This window comes from Siculibacillus lacustris (assembly GCF_004328075.1).
Lineage (GTDB): Bacteria > Pseudomonadota > Alphaproteobacteria > Rhizobiales > Ancalomicrobiaceae > Siculibacillus > Siculibacillus lacustris.
Genome location: NZ_SJFN01000043.1, coordinates 1 through 20,828 on the forward strand (window position 1 = coordinate 1; position 20,828 = coordinate 20,828).

Annotated in this window: 22 protein-coding genes; 12 read left to right on the forward strand and 10 right to left on the reverse strand. The window is 68.2% G+C overall.

What is annotated here, in order from left to right:
- Positions 1–408 precede the first annotated feature (408 nt).
- Positions 409–924, forward strand: a complete 516-nt coding sequence (locus tag EYW49_RS20115) for a hypothetical protein (RefSeq protein ID WP_131311424.1) — start codon at positions 409–411, stop codon at positions 922–924.
- Positions 921–1,703 carry a flagellar type III secretion system pore protein FliP gene (gene fliP, locus EYW49_RS20120; RefSeq protein WP_131311425.1) on the forward strand — a complete coding sequence of 261 codons (783 nt, stop codon included), beginning with the start codon at positions 921–923 and terminating at the stop codon, positions 1,701–1,703. The genes EYW49_RS20115 and fliP overlap by 4 nt, the downstream gene beginning before the upstream one ends.
- 24 nt (positions 1,704–1,727) lie before the next feature.
- Here fliP and EYW49_RS23125 read toward each other — a convergent pair whose 3' ends face one another.
- From EYW49_RS23125 to EYW49_RS20150, 5 genes are all read right to left on the reverse strand, one after another.
- Positions 1,728–5,564: a hypothetical protein gene (locus EYW49_RS23125; RefSeq protein WP_165498350.1), complete on the reverse strand. Its 3,837-nt coding sequence runs from the start codon at positions 5,562–5,564 to the stop codon at positions 1,728–1,730.
- An 85-nt stretch (positions 5,565–5,649) separates the two neighbouring features.
- Entirely contained in the window at positions 5,650–6,414 is a 765-nt protein-coding gene (locus EYW49_RS20135; RefSeq protein ID WP_131311426.1) for a MotE family protein, read from the reverse strand.
- Positions 6,411–6,884 carry a DUF6468 domain-containing protein gene (locus tag EYW49_RS20140; RefSeq protein ID WP_131311427.1) on the reverse strand — a complete coding sequence of 158 codons (474 nt, stop codon included), beginning with the start codon at positions 6,882–6,884 and terminating at the stop codon, positions 6,411–6,413. The genes EYW49_RS20135 and EYW49_RS20140 overlap by 4 nt, the downstream gene beginning before the upstream one ends.
- Positions 6,881–8,104, reverse strand: a complete 1,224-nt coding sequence (gene fliM, locus EYW49_RS20145; RefSeq protein ID WP_131311428.1) for a flagellar motor switch protein FliM — start codon at positions 8,102–8,104, stop codon at positions 6,881–6,883. The genes EYW49_RS20140 and fliM overlap by 4 nt, the downstream gene beginning before the upstream one ends.
- Before the next feature lie 9 nt (positions 8,105–8,113).
- Complete coding sequence (locus EYW49_RS20150) at positions 8,114–8,632, reverse strand: flagellar basal body-associated FliL family protein (protein ID WP_131311429.1); 519 nt, start codon at positions 8,630–8,632, stop codon at positions 8,114–8,116.
- Between the two features lie 267 nt (positions 8,633–8,899).
- Between EYW49_RS20150 and flgF the strand changes: the two genes are divergently transcribed.
- The 4 genes from flgF to flgH are packed head-to-tail and all read left to right on the forward strand — an operon-like array spanning position 8,900 to position 12,296.
- Positions 8,900–9,634, forward strand: coding sequence for a flagellar basal-body rod protein FlgF (gene flgF, locus EYW49_RS20155; RefSeq protein ID WP_165498351.1), 735 nt, complete (start codon positions 8,900–8,902; stop codon positions 9,632–9,634).
- 16 nt (positions 9,635–9,650) lie between these two features.
- On the forward strand, positions 9,651–10,436 hold the full coding sequence (flgG, locus tag EYW49_RS20160) for a flagellar basal-body rod protein FlgG (protein ID WP_131311431.1): 786 nt from the start codon (positions 9,651–9,653) through the stop codon (positions 10,434–10,436).
- 13 nt (positions 10,437–10,449) lie between these two features.
- The gene (gene flgA, locus EYW49_RS20165; protein ID WP_131311432.1) at positions 10,450–11,538 is read left to right on the forward strand and encodes a flagellar basal body P-ring formation chaperone FlgA; all 1,089 of its coding nucleotides are present in this window, start codon (positions 10,450–10,452) and stop codon (positions 11,536–11,538) included.
- Positions 11,538–12,296, forward strand: coding sequence for a flagellar basal body L-ring protein FlgH (gene flgH / locus EYW49_RS20170; protein WP_131311433.1), 759 nt, complete (start codon positions 11,538–11,540; stop codon positions 12,294–12,296). The genes flgA and flgH overlap by 1 nt, the downstream gene beginning before the upstream one ends.
- A gap of 214 nt (positions 12,297–12,510) precedes the next feature.
- Here the strand turns inward: flgH and dksA are convergent, their stop codons facing one another.
- Positions 12,511–12,927, reverse strand: coding sequence for an RNA polymerase-binding protein DksA (dksA, locus tag EYW49_RS20175; protein ID WP_131311434.1), 417 nt, complete (start codon positions 12,925–12,927; stop codon positions 12,511–12,513).
- Positions 12,928–13,154: 227 nt separating this feature from the next.
- Complete coding sequence (locus EYW49_RS20180; protein WP_165498352.1) at positions 13,155–13,589, reverse strand: flagellar assembly protein FliX; 435 nt, start codon at positions 13,587–13,589, stop codon at positions 13,155–13,157.
- Positions 13,590–13,793: 204 nt separating this feature from the next.
- Between EYW49_RS20180 and EYW49_RS20185 the strand changes: the two genes are divergently transcribed.
- From EYW49_RS20185 to EYW49_RS20200, 4 genes are read left to right on the forward strand one after another with little or no spacing between them, the layout of a single operon-like run.
- Entirely contained in the window at positions 13,794–14,918 is a 1,125-nt protein-coding gene (locus tag EYW49_RS20185; protein WP_131311436.1) for a flagellar basal body P-ring protein FlgI, read from the forward strand.
- Positions 14,918–15,244, forward strand: a complete 327-nt coding sequence (locus tag EYW49_RS20190) for a rod-binding protein (RefSeq protein WP_131311437.1) — start codon at positions 14,918–14,920, stop codon at positions 15,242–15,244. Before EYW49_RS20185 ends, EYW49_RS20190 begins: the two co-directional genes overlap by 1 nt.
- Entirely contained in the window at positions 15,241–15,729 is a 489-nt protein-coding gene (locus tag EYW49_RS20195; RefSeq protein ID WP_131311438.1) for a hypothetical protein, read from the forward strand. Before EYW49_RS20190 ends, EYW49_RS20195 begins: the two co-directional genes overlap by 4 nt.
- A 32-nt stretch (positions 15,730–15,761) precedes the next feature.
- On the forward strand, positions 15,762–16,505 hold the full coding sequence (locus EYW49_RS20200; RefSeq protein WP_228259696.1) for a hypothetical protein: 744 nt from the start codon (positions 15,762–15,764) through the stop codon (positions 16,503–16,505).
- Between the two features lie 110 nt (positions 16,506–16,615).
- Here the strand turns inward: EYW49_RS20200 and flaF are convergent, their stop codons facing one another.
- The 3 genes from flaF to EYW49_RS20215 form a co-directional block, all read right to left on the reverse strand.
- Entirely contained in the window at positions 16,616–16,981 is a 366-nt protein-coding gene (flaF, locus tag EYW49_RS20205) for a flagellar biosynthesis regulator FlaF (RefSeq protein ID WP_131311439.1), read from the reverse strand.
- Positions 16,974–17,357 carry a flagellar biosynthesis repressor FlbT gene (locus EYW49_RS20210; protein WP_131311440.1) on the reverse strand — a complete coding sequence of 128 codons (384 nt, stop codon included), beginning with the start codon at positions 17,355–17,357 and terminating at the stop codon, positions 16,974–16,976. The genes flaF and EYW49_RS20210 overlap by 8 nt, the downstream gene beginning before the upstream one ends.
- A gap of 131 nt (positions 17,358–17,488) precedes the next feature.
- Positions 17,489–18,670, reverse strand: a complete 1,182-nt coding sequence (locus tag EYW49_RS20215) for a flagellin (RefSeq protein WP_131311441.1) — start codon at positions 18,668–18,670, stop codon at positions 17,489–17,491.
- A 429-nt stretch (positions 18,671–19,099) separates the two neighbouring features.
- Between EYW49_RS20215 and EYW49_RS20220 the strand changes: the two genes are divergently transcribed.
- Positions 19,100–19,360, forward strand: a complete 261-nt coding sequence (locus tag EYW49_RS20220; protein ID WP_131311442.1) for a hypothetical protein — start codon at positions 19,100–19,102, stop codon at positions 19,358–19,360.
- Positions 19,361–19,599: 239 nt separating this feature from the next.
- Complete coding sequence (locus tag EYW49_RS20225) at positions 19,600–20,775, forward strand: flagellin (RefSeq protein WP_131311443.1); 1,176 nt, start codon at positions 19,600–19,602, stop codon at positions 20,773–20,775.
- The last annotated feature ends 53 nt before the right edge of the window (positions 20,776–20,828 follow it).

Below are 20,828 nucleotides of genomic sequence, written 5' to 3' on the forward strand. Positions count from 1 at the left end.
GAACCGCCGGCCGCGCCGGAAGCGCCGGCCGCCCTCGGCGATCTGTTCGACGCGCCACTCGGCCGCCCGAGCGCCCCCGCGCCGCGCCCGCCGTCGTCCGAGACGACCTTCGGCACCCGCAGCGCGCCGCCGTCGCCCGTCGTCACGCCCGGCGCTCCGAAGGTCGAGGCTCCGGTCGCGCCGCCCCCGGAACCCGCGCCGCGCGCCGTGGAGCCCGAGCCCGTGGCGATCCCGCCCGCGCCCAGCGCTCCGGCCCCGAGCAACTCGCCGCCGAGTGCTCCGGCCCCGATCCCGCCTGCGCCCGTCGCGGCCCCGCCCGCGCCCGTCGTGCCGCGCCCCACACCGGCCGTCGCCCCGACGATTCTCCCGCCGCCGCCCCCGGTGCGGCCGCTGCCCGTGCCGCCGCCCTTGCCGACGCCCGCCCCCGACGTCGCCGCCGACCGGGCCGAGATCGCCGGCGAGATCGAACGCGGCCTCGGCGACTTCGGTCGCGACGCCGACGTCCATCCGCCGCGCCGCGAGATCTCCGAGAAGGATCTGATGGCCGAGCTCGACGTGACCATCGCCGGGCTCTCGCGCGAATCTGTCGCGCCCACGCACGAACCGCCGTTCGCGACGATCCACGCCGCCGCTCCGGCGCCGATTCACGCCCCGGCCCCGCCGGTCACCGCCGCGCCCGAACCGGCCCCGGCACCGCTGCCGAGCCGGATCGAGCCGCGCTTCGCGCCCGCCCCGAGCGAGGCCCCGCCGGTGGTCGCCGATCTGCCGTCGATCGCCGCGCCGGTCCCTCCGCCGGCGGCGGCGCCGAACCCGGTCCCGGCGCCCGTCGCCCCGCCGGCCGAGGCGCCGCGGGCACCGGTCGACGAACTGGAGGAGGAGATGGCGCGACTCCTGTCGGAACTCTCCGGCCCGCCGCGCCGATGACCGATCGTCGCACCCGGCGCTTCGGCCTGCCGCGCGCCTTCACCGGTCGCACCGCCGCGGTGGTGGCGACGGCGGCGCTCGGCCTGATGGTCGCCGGCGTCGGCATGGCCGCGGCCCAGGACATCGCCATCAACTTCGGCGAATCGACCAGCGTGTCGGAGCGCGCCATCCAGCTGGTGGCGCTGATCACCCTGCTGTCGATCGCCCCGTCGATCGTGGTGATGGTGACCAGCTTCACCCGCATCGTCGTGGTGCTGTCGCTGCTGCGCTCGGCGATCGGCCTGCAGACCGCGCCGCCCAACTCGGTGATGGTCTCGCTCGCGGTGTTCCTCACCGCCTTCGTGATGGCCCCGACCTTCACCCGCGCCTATGACGAGGCGATCAAGCCGCTGACCGACGGTTCCATCGACATCGAGCAGGCAATCGAACGCGGCGGCCCGCCGTTCCACGAGTTCATGCGCACCCACGTCCGCGAGAAGGACCTCGACCTGTTCCTCGACCTCGCCAAGGCGCCGCGGCCGAACACCCCGGAAGACCTGAGCTTCCGCGTGCTGATCCCGGCCTTCATGATCTCCGAACTGCGCCGCGCCTTCGAGATCGGCTTCCTGCTCTACCTGCCGTTCATGGTCATCGATCTGGTGGTCGCTTCGATCCTGATGTCGATGGGCATGATGATGCTGCCGCCGGCGACCATCTCGCTGCCGTTCAAGCTGATCTTCTTCGTTCTGGTCGACGGTTGGAACATGATCGCCGGAAGTCTGGTGCGCAGCTTCGGCTGACGGCGCGCGGACGAGCCCGCGGCCTCAGTGCGCCGCCGGCTTCTTGTCCTCGCCGGCGGGTGCGGGATCGGCGGCCGCGACGGTGGTCGGCTTGGGCGGTTCGGCGGCCTTGGCCTCGGGCTTGGCCGGCGCCGGTGCCTCGGGCACCACGCTGCGCGCCTTGGGGTCGAGATAGAGCGCCCGATATTCCTGGAGGAACTGCCGCATCGTGTCGAGCGAGGCGATCTCCTTGGCGACCGTCCGGAATTCAGTGCCCTGGCTCTGGATCGGCCGGGTCACCACGTCGAAGGTGTGGGCGTTGGGACTGTCGGCCATCTTGGTCCCGTACTTGCCGCGCAGGCGGTCGAGCGCCAGCTGGTCGTTGGCCAGCGCATAACCGATCGCGGTGCGCAACACGTCCTGGCGTTCCTGGTCGTCGAGCGCGGTGGTGTCGCTCCAGCGCCCGCCGAGCATCGCCTCCAACCGTTCGCCGGCTTCGCGCCAGCGCTTGGCCTTCCACAGCACGTCGGCCTTGAGCCGGATCGCGTCGCTGCCGGTGAGCGTCGACAACAGTTCCAGCGCCACGTCGGTGCGGCCGGAATCCGATAGCGCCCGCGCCTCGACCAACCGGCGCTGCCGCTCGAGCGACAGGGGCAGTTGCGACTGGCGGGTCTTGTTGAGCACCGCCAGCGCCTTGTCGGGCTTGCGGTCGAGCAGGTGGACGACCGCCAGATCGGCGGCGATCTGGGCCCGCGCCGCCCCCTTGAGGCGGTTGTCGACCTGATAGGACAGCAACTCGGCAGCCTGCGGCAGGAGGTCGACGGCGACCAGCCGATCGGCGAGCTTGCGCACCACCTCGTCGCCGCGCCGCCCGATCGGCACCAGCTCGCGGAAATCGTAATAGAGCGTCAGCGCCTCGATCGGCGGCAGCGACTTGTCGGCGTCGTCGAGATAGAGCGCCAGGAAGCGCTGGCCCATCTCGTCCTGCAGGGTACGCGTGGTGACCGCATCGGGCGCCACCTGCAAGGTCGAGCGCATCGACTGGAACGCCTCGCGGTAGCGCCCGGTGTCGGCCTGGAGGCCGGCGAGGAATCGCAGGGTCCTGAGTTCGATCTCGTCGCCGCGCCAACCGAAGGCCAGCGACTTCATCCGGTCGATCGCCGCTTCCTTGTCGATCTTGCCGTCGCGCAGCAGCATCCGCACCGCGCGATATTCGGCCTCGGCCGCGGCGCGGCGATCGCCGGTCGCCTTGGCCCGATCGTAGCGGGCGAGCGCGTCCTCCGGGCGCCCGGCGACGTCGGCGAGCCGCGCCCTGAGCACCTCGAAGCGGCCGAGTTGGTCGTTGGCCAACTCCTCCGGTTCGATCTCGGCGAGGCGGGTTTCCGCAAAGCCGAAGTCGTTGAGTTCGAGCGCCGATTCCGCCGCCGCCAGATTGAACTGCGCCTGCACCGCCTTGGGGTAGGCGCCGAGCACCGTGGTGGCGCGCAGGGCGTTCTCGCGCGCCTCGTCGGGCTTGGCGAGCTCGTTGGTGGCGATCGTCCGCCACAGCGCCGCATCGGAGCTCTCGGCGACCTCGGAGCGGCTCAGCGCCATCTTCGCCTCCTTGGCCCGCCCCGCCAGCACCTGCCCCGCGCCGTAGAGAATCTCGAAGCCGGGATCGTGGGTGATCGCCGGCTCCTCCTCGCTGAGGATGCGCAGTTGCGCCAGCGCTTCGGGGGCGAAGCGGTGGCCGATGTAATATTCGGCGAGGTCGATGCGTGCCTGCCGGCGCTGCGGCCCCTTGGTCTCCAGCACCGCTTCGATCAGCTCGCGCACCCGTTTCTCGAAACCGCCGTGGTTGCTCTCGCCGAAGGTCGCCGGGTCGACCGGCACCCGGTGGATCGTCGCCGAGGTCCGCGGCACCGGCACGTCGGGCTGCTCGATCGAGCCGGTCGACAGGCTCAGGCCCCGCTCGCGGCCGATCGTCACCTGACTGTTCTCCAGCGTCACCTGGACGTCCTCGCCGCGCGGCAGCAGGGCCACGCCGTGCGCCGACGGCAGGGTCTCGACGTCGACGAAACTCTGCGCCTTGAGCAGGCCGCGGGCCGGCGGATGGGCAGTGACCACCACCAGCCGGTCGCCGACCGCCGGATCGGTGAGCTCGTGCACCGCGCCGCCGTCGGCGAGGTCGATCTTGAGGCTGGCTTTGCCGTCGCCGCGCACGTAGCGGCGGATCGGCAGGGGGCGCGACGGCTCCAGCACCATCTCGCCGATCGACAGCACCCAGGAATTGCCGTCGATGCCAAGCGTGGTCAGCATCGGCTCGGTCAGCCCGATCTTCAGGGCCTGCCAACCGGCGGCGGGCATGCGTTCGACGCCGCGGGCCAGCGTCCCGAGATTGGGGGCGATCGAGCCGAGGTCGAGCTCGTCGGCGGTGTCGAACACGATCCACAGCACGTCGTCGCGCTTGAAGGCGGCGCTCGCCACCTTCTTGGCGAAGGGGAAGGTCATGCGCACGACGTTGCCGATGCGCTTGGTCTCGACCCGCAGCGGCAGGGCGTCGGTGACGGTGCGCTTCGGCACCATCGCCGGCGGCAACTCGCCCGACGGCGTTTCCCCCCCGAGCCGCGGCTCGGCGGCGGCCATCGGTTCGGCGACGGGCGCGGCCCCGGTCGGCAGCTCGCTCTGGGTGCTGTGGACCTCCGCCGTCGGCGGCGCGGCGACCGGCTTGGCCGCGACCGGAGCCGGCGGTGGTGCGGGCGGCGGCACCGCCACGGCGGCGGGCGCGGGTGCGGGAGCCGGCGCAGCGGCCGGCTTGGGCGCGGTCGGAGCCGGCGCCCGCGCAGCGGTGGCGGCCGGTGCGACGGCCGGGGCCGGCGGTGCGACGACGGGGGCCGCCTCTTGCACGGCCTCGGGAGCCTTGGGCGGCACGGCAGTGGCCACGCCGGGGGCGACGATCCGGTTGCGCCCGGCGGTGGCGTCGCCGCCCAGCGCCTTGCGCACCGCCGCTTCACCGGCATTGGCCGGCGCACCGGCGCGCACCAGATCGATCACATAGGTGTTGTCTTCCCGGAAGGCCCGCACGTCGGCGTCGGGCGCCACGGAGAGCACCACCTTGAGCTTGTCGTCGACCACGTCGGCGAAGACGCTCTCGAGGCCCGGGATCGGGTCGACGTCGAGGGCGGAGAGATCGAGCGGCGCGGCGCGGTTGAACATCACCGTGACCCGTCCGTCCTCGCGCGACATGCGCGTGTCGAAGGGCACGTTCCAACCGAAGGAGAAGCGGGTCAGGGTCGGCAGCCGCCCGACCTTGAAGTCGAGCTTGGGCGGAATGCGATTGCCCATCTTGGCCATCTCGGCTTCGCGGGCGGCACGGATCGCCACCTCGGCCCGCTTGGCGAGTTCCATGATCACTTCCGGCGGCAACACCGGCGGCGGGCCGGCCCATTTCGCCGGCATGAAGTCGACGAACAGCTTCTCTGCCGCCTCCATGATGTTGATCTTGACCTGACGGGCGAGCGCGATGCGCACCCCGTGGCCTTCCGGATCGCGGCGCGCCACGGTCACGTAGGCGCCGAGCTTCTGCACCGCCCGTTCGATGTCGACCTCGACGACGTCGCCGAAGTCGATCACCAGCACGCCGCTGGTCTGGCGGCTGGTGTACTGGGGCAGGAGTTGGCGGTTCTTGAAGGCGATGACCAGTCGGCCGAAGCCCGGCTCGAGGCTCGCCTCGGCCTCCGCCTTGAGCACCTCGGCATGCGCCCCGGCGGGGGCCACGACCAGCGCCGCGAGCGCCAGACACAGCCCGACCACGGCCGCGCGCAGGAACGCCGCCGCTCCACCGCGGCGGGCGGCACGGGGCGAGGTCGGGCCGAGGAGAGCGGAGCGGCGAGAATGCGGCACGGAGCGTGTCCCGAGACGGAAGATCCGATCTCGACGCTAGTCATGTGCGGTGAACGGCGCGTTAAATAGCGTACGAACCTTCGTCTCAGCCGCTCTTTCCCTGGATCTTCGGCAGTTCGCGATCGATCTGCGGCGAGACCCCGGGGGTGCGGCGATTGGCGAGTTCGACGGTCAGCTTCTCGGCCTGGTCCGAGGACATCTTGGAGACCACGTCGCCGAGCTTCTTGGGGTTCATCTGGCGGGCGATCTCGCCGAGCAGGCCGATCTCCAACTTGTCGAACACCCGGGCGGCATCCTTGGCCTTCATGCCCTCGTACATCTTCACCAGATCGGACAATTCCTGCTTCTTGGCGTCTTCCTTGGCCTTGGTGGCGCCGCCGATCTTGTCCTCGAGGGTCTTCAACTCGTCGACGCGCCGGCCGATGCGGTCCTCGCTGGCCTTCAGCAGATCCTCGCGCATGTTGACCTGCCGCTCCAGCTCCTCGAGCTTCTTGCGCCGTTCGGCGAGCTTCTGCAGGATCTCGATCTCGCCGATCAGTTCCTGGCCCTGGACCGGCCGCGCCTCGGGCGGCTTGTCGCCGGTCACCTTGGTGTCGACCTTGGAGGGCTGCACGCCGCCGGCCGCCGGTGGTGCGGCACCGTGGGCGTCTTCCTTGGGCTTCTCCTCGGCGCCGCCGTGGCCACCCCCGGCCGACGAGCCGGTGGCGATCATGTCGATCTCCTGTCCCGTCACCGCGTCGACCACCACGCTCTCCGCCGGCCGCGCGCGATGGCCGAACTCCACGACCTTCAGGCCCAGGAGCACCACGGCCGCCATGACGACGATCGGCAGGAGACGGATCTGGATCACGCCGCCGCCCCGCGCTTGATCTGGCCGATGCGATCGGTCGCTTCGGACACCCGGCTGCGCAGGTCGGCGAGCCGCGACGGCGCGCGCGCCGCCGGGGCTTCGACGGTCGGAGCGGGAGCGGACACCGCCACCGCCTCGCCGCGCGCGGCCTGGGTGATGCGGATGATCCGGTTGAGCAGCTTCTCGCCCTCGCCGATCTCCTTCTCGATCTCGTGGCTGAAGAACTCCGCTTCGCGCAGCCGCTGCCCGAGGGTGCGGTCGCAGTCCTGGGCGGTGATCTTCAGGCTGTTGATCGCCCGTTCGGCGATCTCGGTGGCGGTCAGGAGCTCGGAGATCGTGGCGCGCAGGTTGGCTTCGTCGGCGCGCAGCCGCTTCAGCCGCCCGTCGAGCAGGATGCAGTAGCCGATGGTCAGCACCAGAAGGACGGCGACCAGGCCCTCGACGGCGACGTCGATCCACGGAATCGTCATGACGTCTGCATCTCCTTCTTGGTGGCTGCCTTCTCGAAGGCGGCCAAGGTCATCTTGGGTCGGCGCAGGTGCCGGTCGACACGCACCGAGATGTTCTCGCCGCTGCGCCCCATCCGTCCCTCGGTCAGGGCGACGCCGCCGCACTTGATGGTCACCGGATCGCGCGGGCCGACGTCGAACACCAGGGTCTGCCCGATCTCCATCTGCAGCACCTGGCCGAGCGACATCTCGCGCTCGAACAGCACCGCGTCGACGGAGATCTCGGCGGCGTTGATCTCGGTCGCCAGATGCCCTTCCCAGATCGGATCACGGCCGAACTTCTCGCCCATGAACATCTGCAGGAGCATGTCGCGGATCGGCTCGAGCGTCGCATAGGGGATCAGCAGCTCGATCTTGCCGCCGCGGTCCTCCATGTCGATCCGGAACTCGGCCAGGATCGCCGCATTGGCCGGCCGCGACACCGCCGCGAAGCGCGGGTTGGTCTCGAGCCGCTCCAGATTGAAGTGCACCGGCGACAGGGGCGCGAAGGCGAGCTCGGCGTCGGCGAGCACCACCTCGATCATCCGGCGCACCAGATTGGTCTCGATCGTCGTATAGGGCCGGCCTTCGACGCGGATCGGCGTGGTGCCGCGTCCGCCGCCGAGCAGCACGTCGATGATCGAATAGATCAGACTGGAATCGACGGTCACCAGACCGAAGTTGTCCCATTCCTCGGCCTTGAACACGCCGAGGATCGCCGGCAGCGGGATCGAATTGAGGTAGTCGCCGAAGCGCACCGACGAGATCGAGTCGAGCGACACTTCGACGTTGTCGGAGGTGAAGTTGCGCAAGGACGTGGTGGTCAGGCGGACGAGACGGTCGAACACGATCTCGAGCATCGGCAGACGCTCGTAGGAGACCATGGCCGAGTTGATCAGTGCCCGGATGCCCGACTGCTCCGCGGCGATCTGCTCGTCGAGATCGAAGCCGAGGAGGTTGTCGATCTCCTCCTGGTTGAGGATACGGTCGCCGCCGCGGGTCGCCTGATCGAGGTCGAACTCGCCGTCGTCGAAGCCGGCGAGACCGGCCGCCAACTCGTCCGCCCCTTCGACGCCCTGCTCGGCGAGCGCCGCGCCCCAGTCGGCGGAGAGGTCGTCGTCGTCATCCTCGGGCTTCTGCTCGGCCAGAGCCGCGCCCCAGGCCGCGTCGAGATCTTCGAGTTCCTCGTCGCCCGCCGCCATCGCCGCCCCTCACTGCACCAGAATTTCTTTGAAGAGGACGGCGTCGACTCGCGCCGGATGGATGGCGGTGTTGATGCGCCGCTGCAGTTCCTCCTTGACGCGGTAGAGCCCGGCAGACCCGTCGAGATCGCTGACCCTGAGTTCGCGCAGGTAGATCTGGAAGGCGTCGAGCACCCGCGGCAGGGCCGGCGTGATCTTCTCCACCGTCGCCTTGTCGGACACTTCCAGCGACACCTTGACCTTGAGGAAGGCGGCGCGCTGGTCGGTGCTCGACAGATTGACGGTGATGTCGGGCAGATCGACGTACATGGTGGTCTTGACCACCTCCGCGTGATGAGCGTCGGCGACGGCCGGCTTCGAGGAGAAGGCTCCCATGAAGAACGCGCCGGCGCCACCGAGCACCACGAGTGCACCGACCCCCGCCCCGATCATGATGAAGAGTTTCTTCTTCGAGGAACCGCCTTCGCCCTCGCCGTCTTCGGCGCCGGACGGTTCTTTTTCGGTGTCCTTGGCCGGTTTCTTGGCCATGTGTGGAATCCCTTCGGGCGCGAGTCCCTGATCACCAGTGATCTAAAGAGAGAATGGTTAACGACTCGTAAATGTTAACGTTCTCGCAACCTCGGTAAACAGTTCCCTCTCCCCCTGCCGGGCGGCAACTCCTGCCGGGTCCGCGATCCCTCACGATTTCATCAAGTCATTGATATCGCTTGAATTAACCATATGGCACGGCGACTGCAAGGGAGGTTCCGACCACGAGAGCTGGGGAGTTCGTCGTGGTCACTGGGGACCGCCGCCATGGAAAATGCACAGCTCGTCGGGCTGTCGCGTCAGCTCACGCTGCAACGCCAACTCGACATGATCGCCAACAACGTCGCCAACGTCGACACGTCCGGCTTCAAGGCCCAGACCATGCTCGTCAAGGAGCAGAAGCTGGCCCCGGCCGCCGCCAACGAATTTCAGCGCGCCGATCGGCCGATCAGCTTCGTCCTCGACGACGGCAACCTCTACGACCTGCAGCCCGGCCAGATGGTCACCACCAACAACGACCTCGACGTCGCCGTCGACGGCAAGGGGTGGTTCGCGGTGCAGACCAATGCCGGCGAGCGCTACACCCGCAACGGCTCCTTCGCCATCGGCCCCGACGGGCTGCTCCAGACCCGCGACGGCCACGCGGTGCTCACCGACGCCGGCCCCCTGACCGTGCAGCCCAACGAGACCGCCCTGTCGATCGCCGCCGACGGCACCATCTCCACCAACCAGGGCGTGCGCGGCAAGCTGAAGCTGGTCGATTTCGCCGCCGCCGGCGATCTCAAGAAGATCGGCGAGACCCTGTTCGAGGGTAAGAACCCCCAGGCCGCGACCTTGCCGCGCCTGGTCCAGGGCCAGATCGAAAAGTCCAACGTCCGCGCCGTGGTCGAGATCTCGAAGCTGATCGAGGTCGGCCGCACCTATCAGAACGTCGCCAACTGGATGAGCAACGTCGACGATCTCCGTCGCAACGCCATCGAGAAACTGGCGCAGGTCGCCTGAAGAAAGGACGCGGATCATGAAGGCACTGCACATCGCCGCTTCCGGGATGATGGCCCAGGAACTGAACGTCGAACTGATCTCCAACAACATCGCCAACATGCGCACCACCGGCTTCAAGCGCCAGCGCGCCGACTTCCAGGATCTGCTCTACCAGGACCTGCGTCGGGTCGGCACCTCGACCTCCGAATCCGGCAACATCCTGCCGACCGGCGTGCAGATCGGTTCCGGCGTGCGCACCGCCGCCACCCCGCGCATCATGTCCCAGGGCACGCTGTCGTCGACCGAGAAGGAGACCGACGTGGCGGTCCGCGGCGAGGGCTTCTTCCGCGTGCTGATGCCCGACGGCCGCACCGCCTATTCCCGCGACGGCTCGTTCGAGCTCGACGCCAAGGGCACCCTGGTCACCGCCGACGGCTGGACCGTCGAGCCGGCGATCACCGTGCCGTCCAATTCGACCGGCCTGACCATCAACGCCCAGGGTGTGGTCCAGGCGACCGTCGGCAACGCCTCGTCGCCGACCACCCTCGGCCAGATCCAGCTCGCCCGCTTCATCAACAAGTCGGGCCTCGAACCGATCGGCAACAACCTGTTCCTGGAGACCGCCTCCTCCGGCGCACCCCAGGTGGCGAGCCCCGGCGACGAGGGTTACGGCACCCTCCTGCAGAACCAGCTCGAGCAGGGCAACGTCAATTCCGTCTCCGAGATCTCCGACCTGATCGCCGCCCAGCGCGCCTACGAGATGAACTCTCGCGTCATCCGCGCCGCCGACGAGATGATGTCGGCCTCGGTCACCCCGAAGTGAGGAGTACGTCCCGATGAGGATCTCCATCACCGACCCGCGGCCGAACCGACTGTTCGACTGCTCGACCGAGGCGGGTCATCGCCTGATGCGCTGCCTCGGCGCCGCCGCGGTCCTTGCGCTGGGCGCCGGGCTGCTGTTCTCCGGCCTCGCCACCGACGTCGCCTGGGGCGGCGAGATGCCCGCCGCGCCGTCTCTGCGCTCGGTGGTGGCGGTGCGCTCCGACGTGGTGACCATCGGCGACTTCTTCGAGGACGCCGGCGCCCAGGCCACCACCGCCCTGTTCCGCGCCCCCGATCTCGGCACCACCGGCACCGTGCCGGCCCGCCGCGTGGTCGAACTCGCCCGTGCCGCCGGCTTCACCGAAGCCGAGACCGGCGGCCTCGCCGAAGTGACGGTGTCGCGCCTCGCCCGGCCGGTCGAAGCCGACGAACTCGCCCGCGTCGTCGCCGCCGCCGTCCTGCATCAGCCCGGCCGCACCGCCGACGACCTCGCCGTCGACGATCTGCGCGTGGTCTTCGACGGTACCGTCGATCCCCGCCAGGCCGATCTGCGCTCGGCCGTGCCGGTGCGGGTCGCCAGCCTCTCGACCAATCCCCAGACCGGCCGCTTCGACGCCCTGGTGCTGATCGACAAGGGCGATCAGGTCGAACGGCTGCACCTGCGCGGCGAGGTCGTCGAGACCGCCGCGGTGGTGACCCTGACCCGGCCGATCAACCGCGGCGAGACGGTCGGCCGCGACGACGTCCAGATCGAACGCCTGCCGCGCCGCACCACCGGCGTCCGCCGCTCGATGGACCCGTCCGAGATCGTCGGCATGGCGGCACGTCGCCAGTTGCGCCCCGGCCAGCCGGTCGCCGCCGCCGACTTCGTCCGCCCCAACGTCGTCACCCGCGGCGACATGGTGACCATCGTCTACGAAACCCAGGCGCTGATCGTCACCAGCCGCGGCCAATCCCAGGACGCCGGCGCGGTCGGCGACCTCGTCACCGTGATCAATCCGCAGTCCAAACGTTCGATCCATGCCACCGTCACCGGCCCGGGACGCGTCAGCGTCGGCGCCCCCGCCGCGGCCGTGGCGGCCCTCGCAAAGGTCAATCCGTGATGTCGCGTCGCTCTTCCGCCGTTCTCCGCTCGGGCCTCCTGCTCGTCCTCGCGCTGCCGCTCGCCGCCTGCGGCAACAGCCTCGACCGCCTGTCGGAGATCGGCAAGGCGCCGAAGCTCGCCTCGATCGACGATCCCACCACCAACCCGGGCTACAAGCCGGTGTCGATGCCGATGCCCGCCCCCGAGCCGCCGGCCTATGCGCCGAACTCGCTGTGGTCGCGCGGCTCGCGCGCCTTCTTCAAGGACCAGCGCGCCCACCGCATCGGCGACATCCTGACCGTCCAGGTGGTGATCACCGACAAGGCGCAGATCGCCAACGACACCAAGCGCACCCGCGCCGAGACCGACGCCACCGGCATCGGCGGCCTGCCCGGCGCCGCGGTCAACAAGCTGATCCAACACACCGGCGCCACCGCGTCCAACCTAGTCAACAACACCACCAACACCTCCGCCGAAGGCATCGGCACGGTCAACCGTTCGGAGACCCTGCAGACCAACGTCGCCGCCCTGGTCACCCAGATCCTGCCCAACGGCAACATGGTGATCGAGGGGCGTCAGGAGATCCGGGTCAACTTCGAAATTCGCGAGATGATCGTCGCCGGCGTGGTGCGCCCCGAGGACATCGGCTCCGACAACACCATCGACAGCGCCAAGATCGCCGAGGCCCGCATCTCCTACGGCGGCCGCGGTCAGCTCACCGACGTCCAGCAGGCCCGTTACGGCACCCAGTTCCTCGACGTGATCATGCCCTTCTGATCCCCTTCGCCGGGGTGGACTCCCCGAGACGGCCGACGGCTCCCCGGCGTCCTCCGTCTCCCACCCCGGTGCTCTCGTCGCTCGCCCCGCCTCCGCTCTCCCCAGTCGGATCGAACCGCGAGCAGACGTGACGAAAAAGGCGCGGCCCACTCCCCAGGGGCCGCGCCTCTTTCGATTCTCGCAGGCTCTGCAAACGGACGCCGCGGCGCCGATCTCAGTCGTCGCGGTAGACGCGTTCGCGGCGCTCGTGGCGTTCCTGGGCTTCGATCGACAGGGTGGCGATCGGGCGGGCGTCGAGTCGCTTCAGGGAGATCGGCTCGCCGGTCTCCTCGCAATAGCCGTAGCTGCCGTCGTCGAGGCGCTTCAGCGCCGCGTCGATCTTGGAGATCAACTTGCGCTGGCGGTCGCGGGCCCTGAGTTCGATCGCACGGTCGGTTTCCGACGAAGCTCTGTCGGCCAGGTCGGGATGATTCTGGCTTTCGTCAGCGAGATGCTGCAATGTCTCACGTGACTCTTTGAGGATGTCTTCCTTCCACGCGAGCAACTTCTTGCGGAAGTACTCGCGCTGACGATCGCTCATGAACGGTTCGTCTTCCGACGGGCGATAGTCATCAGAGATATCGGCCAACATCGATCTTCCCTTCCGGTCCAAGTGATGGCCTGCGCCGAGGCGGGCGGAATATAGCCATCGTGCCGGTCAGTTACAACGCCACCGTGATGACGTCACGATGAAAGCGAGCGATCTGTGGGAAATCGGCGCCACCGCGGCGGAGCGCGCCCCCGCTCGGCCGGAATGCCATCTCGGCACAAGGGCTTGCCGGCGACGTGCGGGCGACCCACGGGCCGCTCGGCTCCTCGTCACTCGGGAAACCGGCCGTATTTGGCGAGCTCGACCCGCGCCCGCAGCTCGATCTCGGCGACCAGCGCATCGAGTTCGGCGTCCTCGGCGGGGCGCTTCTGGCCGAGCAGATGGACCAGCCGCTCCAGCCGGTCGATCGGCACGCCGCCCGACAACAGGTCGATCTTGACCCCCTCGAGCACGTCGAGCAGGTCGAAGCCGCGCTTGACCGCCCGCCGTCGCCGCTCGCGCGGATCCTCGGACGGGATCTGCTGCAGGGCCAGGAGGCTCGCCAGATCCTGGACGCCGAGGGCGCCGGCGATCGTCGCCGGCCGCGCCGGCCCGCCGTCGGCATTCGGCAGACTGAACGCCGCGCCGGCTTCCCCGCCGCGCCGGATCGGCTGGTTCGGCTGTACGCCCGGCGTCCGTCCGGGTCCGTCGATCCTGATCGCCACGTCGTTCTCGCCTCGCCCACCCCCGGCAGATGTTGCCGCGCGTTGCGATTCTTCTACCACGACGCGGCACCTTTTGCCTCGCCCGCCGCGCGCCGCGCCGGCTCCACCCCGCGAAAACCGCGCGATTGCGCCATCGCAGGCGGTTTCTCCCGGCTGGCACGGGACTGGCAGAGGAGAGGACGAGATTTGGGGAGATCTCGGAACATGCCGAAGTGGTCAGCATCGCTCGCAGGAGCTCTCGTCGCCGTCGTCGCCTTGTGCGGCGCCACCCATCCCGCCGAGGCCGCCGCCTCGCGGATCAAGGACCTCGCCTCGATCGAAGGCGTGCGTGAGAACCAGTTGGTCGGCTACGGCATCGTGGTCGGCCTCAACGGCACCGGCGACAGCCTCAACAATGCACCCTTCACCAAGCAGTCGCTGCAGGCGATGTTGGAACGCATGGGTGTCAACACCCGCGGCGCCAACATGCGCACCGCCAACGTCGCCGCGGTGATGGTGACCGCCAATCTCCACGCCTTCGCCACCCAGGGCACGCGCATCGACGTCAACATCTCCGCCCTCGGCGATTCCAAGAGCCTTCAGGGCGGTACGCTGCTGGTCACCCCGCTGATGGGCGCCGACGGCGAGGCCTATGCCATCGCCCAGGGCCCGCTGACCGTCGGCGGCTTCTCCGCCAAGGGCGACGCCGCCTCGATCACCCGTGGCGTGCCGACCTCCGCCCGCATCGCCAACGGGGCGATGGTCGAACGCGAGGTCGAGTTCAAGCTCGGCACCATGAGCACCGTGCGTCTGGCGCTGCGCAACCCCGACTTCACCACCGCCCGCCGCATCGCCATGGCGATCAACGACCTGATCGGCGTGCCCTCGGCCGAACCGATCGATCCCTCGACCGTCCGCCTGACCCTGCCGCCCAAGTTCAACGGCAACATCGTCGACCTGATCACCGACATCGAACAGCTCGCGGTCGAACCCGATCTACCGGCCAAGGTGGTGATCGACGAGGCCACCGGCATCGTGGTGATGGGCCAGGACGTGCGGGTCTCGACCGTCGCGGTGGCCCAGGGCAACCTCACCGTCACCGTCACCGAACAGCCCGAGGTCAGCCAGCCCGATCCGCTGTCCCAGGGCACCACGGTCACCGTGCCGCGCACCCAGATCAACGTCGACGACGGCGCCAAGAAGAAGATGACGATCATGCGGCAGACCGTCTCCCTGCGCGAGCTGGTCGACGGCCTCAACGCCCTCGGCGTCGGCCCCCGCGACATGATCACCATCCTCCAGGCGATCAAGGCGGCGGGCGCCCTCCAGGCCGAAATCGAGGTGCTGTGATGGCCTTCGACGCCTCGGTCTCGCTGACCACTCCGACCCCCGCCCTGCACGTCGTCTCCGAGCGCCCGCCGGCCAACGCCTCGCCCGAGACCAAGGCCCGCACCCAGGCGCGCGAATTCGAACAGGTGTTCCTGTCGACCATGCTCAACCAGATGTTCTCCGGCCTCTCGACCACCGGCCCGTTCGGCGGTGGTCAGGCCGAGGAGACCTGGCGCGGCATGCTGGTCGACCGCTACGCCGACACCATGGCCCGTTCCGGCGGCATCGGCATCGCCGACGCCGTCTATCGTCAGTTGCTCCAGGCTCAGGAAGGCGCCCGCCCATGATGCCGCAGTCCATCTACGTGCAGCCGGAGGCCGAAGCGCCGATCCGCACCGAGGCCGAGGCCCGCGCCCTGCTCGCCGACTTCGAAGCGGTGATGAGCGAGCTGATGGAGCTGATCGAGACCGAGACCGGGCTGGTACGCGACGGTCGCCTGTTCGCCGCCACCGACCTCACCGCCCGCAAGAACGATTTGCTCGGCCGTTACATGAAGGGCCGGATCCGGCTGAAGAGCCAGTTCGCGTCGCTGACCCGGCTGGTGCCCGACGCGCTCGAGCCCTTGCGCCAACGCCATCTCGCCAACATGGAACTGGTGCGCGCCAATCTCGCCGCCCTCGCCATCGCCCGCGAAGTCGCCGAAGGCATCGTGCGCAACGTCTCCTCGACCCTCGGCCGCCAGGCCGCGCCGCGCACCTACGGCCGCAACGCCGGCATGCCGCCGATCCGCGCCGCCGCCGCCCGGGGCATCGCCCTCGACCGTCGCCTCTGACCCCCTCCCCGTCGTTTCCGGAGTCTCCCCCGATGCGCATGATCTATCTGGCGACGCCGGCCTACGGCGGCCTGGTGACCACCCGCTACATGCTCTCGATCATGCAGCTCACCGCCCACGGACTGCAGAACGGCTATTCCACGACGCTCAATCTGCTCGGCAAGGATTCGCTGATCACCCGCAGCCGCAACACCCTGGTGGCCAATTTCCTGACCGTGCCGGAAGCCACCCACTTCATGTTCGTCGACGCCGACATCGGTTTCGAGGCCGAACAGGTCCAACGGATGCTCGACTTCGACGAAGACGTGGTCGCCGGCATGTATCCCCTGAAGGCGATGAACTGGAACCAGCCGGCCCATGTCGTCGCCGGAGAACCGCCGGAGACGGCGATGCTCCACTACGTCGGCCAGTTCTGCGCCGGCGACCAGCTCGAGGTCCGCGACGGCTTCGTCACCGGCGAATATTGCGGCACCGGCTTCATGCTGATGAAGCGCGCGGTGATCGAGCGGATGGTCGCCGCCTATCCCGAGACCGCCTATCGCAGCGATCACGTCTACGTCCAGAACGCCGCCGAGGGCGTGAAGTACCACGCCCTGTTCGAATGCATGATCGACCCCGAGACCGGCGAGTATCTGAGCGAGGACTTCGGCTTCTGCCGGCGCTGGCGCAAGCTCGGCGGCAAGATATGGCTCGATGCGCTCGGCAGCCTGTCGCACACCGGCTCGTTCGACTTCGTCGGCAACCCCGCCGCCCGCTTCTTCAAGGGCCTCACCTGAGCTCTGGGGCGGCCACCGGCGGGCGTTCGACCTGCTCGCCCGACCACTCCTCCAAACGAAGACGGCGGCCTCTCGGGCCGCCGTCTTCGTTTCTGGTCGTCCTTCGAACCTCAGGCCCGCAGGCCCTCGGCGATCGCACGATTGACGTCGATCAGGGCGCCGAGCTTCTCCGGCGCCGGATCGCATTCGATCTCCAGCGTGTGGCGGAAGATGAACAGCGACAGATTGAACAGGTTGTTCTTGATCTCGTCGTCGAGCGGATTGTCGGGCTTGAGGATCAGATCGATCAGCACGATCCAGAGCTTGCGATTGTAGGTCAGCGCCTTGAGGAGGTCGGGACGCCGGGTCTCCCAGGAGTCGCGCACCGCCTGGAGCTGGGCGGCCGACTTGAGGAGCAGCAGAGCCTCGAGTTCGCGGCCGGTGACCACCGCCCGACTGGTCTGCTGGTAGGCCCGAGCCGCATGGGTGCTATACATGGTGGATACGAAGCTCCTCGTACTCGACAAGCCGCTTGGACTGTTTGATTCCTTTATAGAAATCACCGATTAAAATGCAGTTATCGATATCGGCGAGAATGTCTCGAGCGCCCGGTGCAGCCTCCGAAAAATCGGCGGCCAGCGAGCGATACTCCTCGACGACCGCGGCGTCGCCGTTCTTCAGATAGAGCAGTTGGACCGCCAGATAGATCCGCTTGGCGGGCGTGTCGGCGGCGCGCGGCGGCAGCACGTCCTTTTCGCGCAGGATCGGTGCGTCACCTTCGATGAACAGTTTGGCGCGCGGACCGGCATTGGTGATCAGGCTCTCGCCGATGATGATCCGTTCGCCGGGTTTGATCTCGACCTTGAGTGCCATGGCGCTGCCTTTCCTTCGACCCTGACGCCGGAACCTGCGCCCCGCGGCGCGCCCGGACGAAAGAGGCCCCGGACGATCGGTGTGATCCGACCGACCGAGGCCCCGATGTTCCGCCGCACGCCGGCGCGCGATCACTGGAACAGGCTGAGCACGCTCTGGTCGGCCTGGTTGGCCAGCGACAGCGCCTTGGTGGACAGCTGCTGACGGGTCTGCAGGGCGAGCAGGTTGGCCGATTCCGCGTTGGTGTCGGCGGCGACGAGGTTGTCGGAGCCGGTCTGCAGGGTCGTCACCATGTTGTTGGTGAAGTCCTGGCGCGACTGGACGATCGACAGGTTCGAGCCGAAGTTCGAGGCCTGGGTGCGCAGCGAGGCGAGCGCCGTGGTCAGCTTGTCGAGGACCGAATTGACCTGCTTGTTGGTCTGGAAACCGCCGGTCGCCACCTTGTCGAGGCCGAGGCCCTGACTGTCGAAGGTGACGCCGTTGATGTCCATGTAGGACTGATCCTTGCTCGTCTTCTCGTTGAAGACGGTCTTCAGATTGTTCCCCATCAACAGGTTGATGCCGTTGTAGCCGGCGTCCTTGGCCATCTGGTCGATCTGGTCGAGGATGCCGTTGAACTGCGTCGCATAGGACTGGCGCGAGGCGCTGGTCGACGCCGTCTGCGAGGCGGTGGCGAAGCCGAGGCCGGAGGTGCCGGAGAGTGCCGTGGCGGTGGCGGTGTCGGAGGTGATCGCCACGTCTTCGCCGGCGGTGTCCTCGATCGTCAACTGGCCGGAGCTGTTCAACGTGGCATTCAGGCCGATGTTCGAGCCGTTCAGCGTGGTCATCAACTCGCCGATGGTCGACCCGGCGGTCAGCGTCAGGGTGATCGCGGCGGTACCGGTGGTGGCGTTGCCGGTGGTGACCGTGATCTTTTCGCCGGCGGCGAAGCCCATGCCGGTGAGGCTGGTCGAGCGCGTGTAGACGCCGGTATTGGCGCCGGTCAGGATCGCGTCGGCCGCCGCGTCGGCGGTCTGCAGCGCCTGCTTGGCCGCCGACTGGGCGGTCTTGACCAGGCTCGTGATCGAGGTGATGCCGGCCGTCGCCCCCTGCAGGGTCTGCACCGAGTTGGAGATGCCGTCGAGGAGCGACGAGAGGTCGCCCGCCCGGTCCGACAGCGCCGCCGAGGTGAAATAGTTCACCGGATTGTCGAGCGCCGAGTTCACCCGCTTGCCGGTCGCCAGCTTGCTCTGGGCGACGGTCTCGTTCGACTTGATCGACTGCAGCGCCATGAGATTCTGGCGGACGCCGGTTGAGAGGATCGTGTTGGACATGCGCTGACTCCGGGTGCCTTGGTCGTTCAGGACGGCGATTGAGGTTATTAATACGCATTAGGGTTAACGTCGGCTTAATGCCGCGCGCCGGTCAAAGGTTTCCCGGGATCCTGTGCGCCGCGCCGCCGCCGCCGCGACGGTGGACATTTTTTCTCGTATTTTCAATTTGTTGGTCGCAGGTCGCCGCCGCCTTCCGTGACGTAGCGCGAACGTTCCGCCGACCCGATCGCTGCAAATCTTAAGCAATCTGCGAGTCCTCGGCGGTTCGATCGAGTCTAACCGCCGTCGACTTCGTAACAGAGTCGCAATGACTCTCGGGCAACCTTCGTCAGAACTACCGTCAGCAACGATGGTCCGAGAGCGATGACGAACCCGATCAGCCTTCTCACACCGAATTCGACAGCAGCGTTCGCCGCCGCGACGTCGGCGGTGGCTGTGCGTCCGTCTGCCGACCCGGCGCCGACCGCCCAGCCCGCCCGAGTCGATTCGCCGCAGCCGGTCCCGCAGCGCCATCAGGAATTCGAAGTCGACAAGAGCGGCCTCACCGTGGTCATGACCTTCGACGAATCGAACGGCGCCCTGGTGTCGCAGTATCCGACCGAGGCCTATCTGCGGCTCGCCAACGCCATGCAGAACCTCGTCAAGAGCGATGTGCCGGCGATCGATCCCAACGCCGGCCGCACCGCCTGACACCCTCCGGGCCTGTCGCCTCGACCTTCCCGCGCCGGTACCGCCGGCGCGGCCGTCGCCGTTGCCCCGGCCCTTCGACGCCGCGCCGCGGTAAGGTTTCGTTCATCATTGCCCGGACACGACCGACCCGCGGAAAGTTTCGGCGATCGGATTAACTCGGACGAAACGGGTTGCTGCTTGAATGCATCTGTCCTCAGGAAGAGGACGCGTTTCAGTAACTCCCAGAAGGGACGAGTACCATGAGCACCATTCTCTCCACCGGCGTCCGTCAGAACCTCCAGGCTCTCCAGGGGATCAAGGCGAACGAAACCGTCGCCCAGGGCAAGCTCGCCACCGGCAAGCGTGTCAACTCGGCGCTCGACAATCCGGTGAACTACTTCACCTCGGCCGGCCTCTCCGATCGCGCCGGTGACCTTTCGAACCTGCTCGACGGCATCTCCAATTCGGTGCAGACCCTGCAGGCCGCGAATGCCGGCATCACCTCGATCACCAGCCTGGTGAAGAACGCCCAGTCGGCCGCCAAGCAGGCGCTGCAGACCGCCGATGCGGCCTCCGACGCCATCCTGACCGGCGCCAACACCTCGAGCTACACGCGCTCGACCTCGCTCACCGGCCTCGGCTTCGCCTCCGGCGAAAAGATCACGGTCACCACCGGCAACTCCACCACCGGCACCGCCGCGATCACCCTGACGCTCACCGCCGGTTCGACCGTCGGCGATCTGATGACCTCGCTGAACGGCTCCAACCTCGGTCTCAACGCGACGATCAACACTTCGGGTCAGTTGCAGATCGAAGACACCGCCGGCGAAGACGTGGCGATCACCTCCGACGCCGCCACCGCCACCGCGCTCACCGGCGCCACCGGCCTCGGCTTCACGACCGCGACCAAGGCGGCCACCACCAGCTCCTCGCGTCAGTCCTATGCGACCCAGTTCAACGGCATCCTCGACCAGATCGACCAGATGGCCAAGGACTCGGGTTACAACGGCATCAACCTGTTGATGGGCAATGATCTGAAGACGGTCTTCAACGAGAAGACCGGCACCAATCAGAACTACATGAACATCAGCGGCGTGACCTTCGACAGCCAGGGTCTCGCCCTGGACAAGGTCGAGACCGGCGGCTTCCAGACCAACAAGCAGGTCAACAAGGTCCTCGACAAGCTGACCTCGGCTCTGACGACCCTGCGCACCCAGGCGTCGAACTTCGGTTCGAACCTCTCGGTCGTCCAGGCCCGCCAGGACTTCACCAACAACATGATCACCACGTTGCAGACCGGCTCGGACAACCTCGTCTCCGCCGACACCAACGCGGAATCGGCCAACCTGCTCGCCCTGCAGACCCGTCAACAGCTGTCCACCAAGGCGCTGTCGCTGGCCAACCAGGCCGACCAGAGCGTGCTCAGCCTGTTCTGAGCCGACAGTCCGACGATCATCGAACGAAAAAAGGCGGCGGGGCCCAGGCTCCG

Bases quoted from the DNA above. Each gene is read 5' to 3' on its own strand.
- flgA (WP_131311432.1), top strand. From the start codon at position 10,450: ATGAGGATCTCCATCACCGACCCGCGGCCGAACCGACTGTTCGACTGC.
- flaF (WP_131311439.1), bottom strand. From the start codon at position 16,981: ATGTATAGCACCCATGCGGCTCGGGCCTACCAGCAGACCAGTCGGGCG.
- EYW49_RS20210 (WP_131311440.1), bottom strand. From the start codon at position 17,357: ATGGCACTCAAGGTCGAGATCAAACCCGGCGAACGGATCATCATCGGC.
- EYW49_RS20150 (WP_131311429.1), bottom strand. From the start codon at position 8,632: ATGGCCAAGAAACCGGCCAAGGACACCGAAAAAGAACCGTCCGGCGCC.
- EYW49_RS20200 (WP_228259696.1), top strand. From the start codon at position 15,762: ATGCGCATGATCTATCTGGCGACGCCGGCCTACGGCGGCCTGGTGACC.
- fliP (WP_131311425.1), top strand. From the start codon at position 921: ATGACCGATCGTCGCACCCGGCGCTTCGGCCTGCCGCGCGCCTTCACC.
- EYW49_RS20140 (WP_131311427.1), bottom strand. From the start codon at position 6,884: ATGACGATTCCGTGGATCGACGTCGCCGTCGAGGGCCTGGTCGCCGTC.
- flgH (WP_131311433.1), top strand. From the start codon at position 11,538: ATGTCGCGTCGCTCTTCCGCCGTTCTCCGCTCGGGCCTCCTGCTCGTC.
- fliM (WP_131311428.1), bottom strand. From the start codon at position 8,104: ATGGCGGCGGGCGACGAGGAACTCGAAGATCTCGACGCGGCCTGGGGC.
- flgG (WP_131311431.1), top strand. From the start codon at position 9,651: ATGAAGGCACTGCACATCGCCGCTTCCGGGATGATGGCCCAGGAACTG.
- flgF (WP_165498351.1), top strand. From the start codon at position 8,900: ATGGAAAATGCACAGCTCGTCGGGCTGTCGCGTCAGCTCACGCTGCAA.
- EYW49_RS20190 (WP_131311437.1), top strand. From the start codon at position 14,918: ATGGCCTTCGACGCCTCGGTCTCGCTGACCACTCCGACCCCCGCCCTG.
- EYW49_RS20185 (WP_131311436.1), top strand. From the start codon at position 13,794: ATGCCGAAGTGGTCAGCATCGCTCGCAGGAGCTCTCGTCGCCGTCGTC.
- EYW49_RS20215 (WP_131311441.1), bottom strand. From the start codon at position 18,670: ATGTCCAACACGATCCTCTCAACCGGCGTCCGCCAGAATCTCATGGCG.
- EYW49_RS20225 (WP_131311443.1), top strand. From the start codon at position 19,600: ATGAGCACCATTCTCTCCACCGGCGTCCGTCAGAACCTCCAGGCTCTC.
- EYW49_RS20195 (WP_131311438.1), top strand. From the start codon at position 15,241: ATGATGCCGCAGTCCATCTACGTGCAGCCGGAGGCCGAAGCGCCGATC.
- dksA (WP_131311434.1), bottom strand. From the start codon at position 12,927: ATGTTGGCCGATATCTCTGATGACTATCGCCCGTCGGAAGACGAACCG.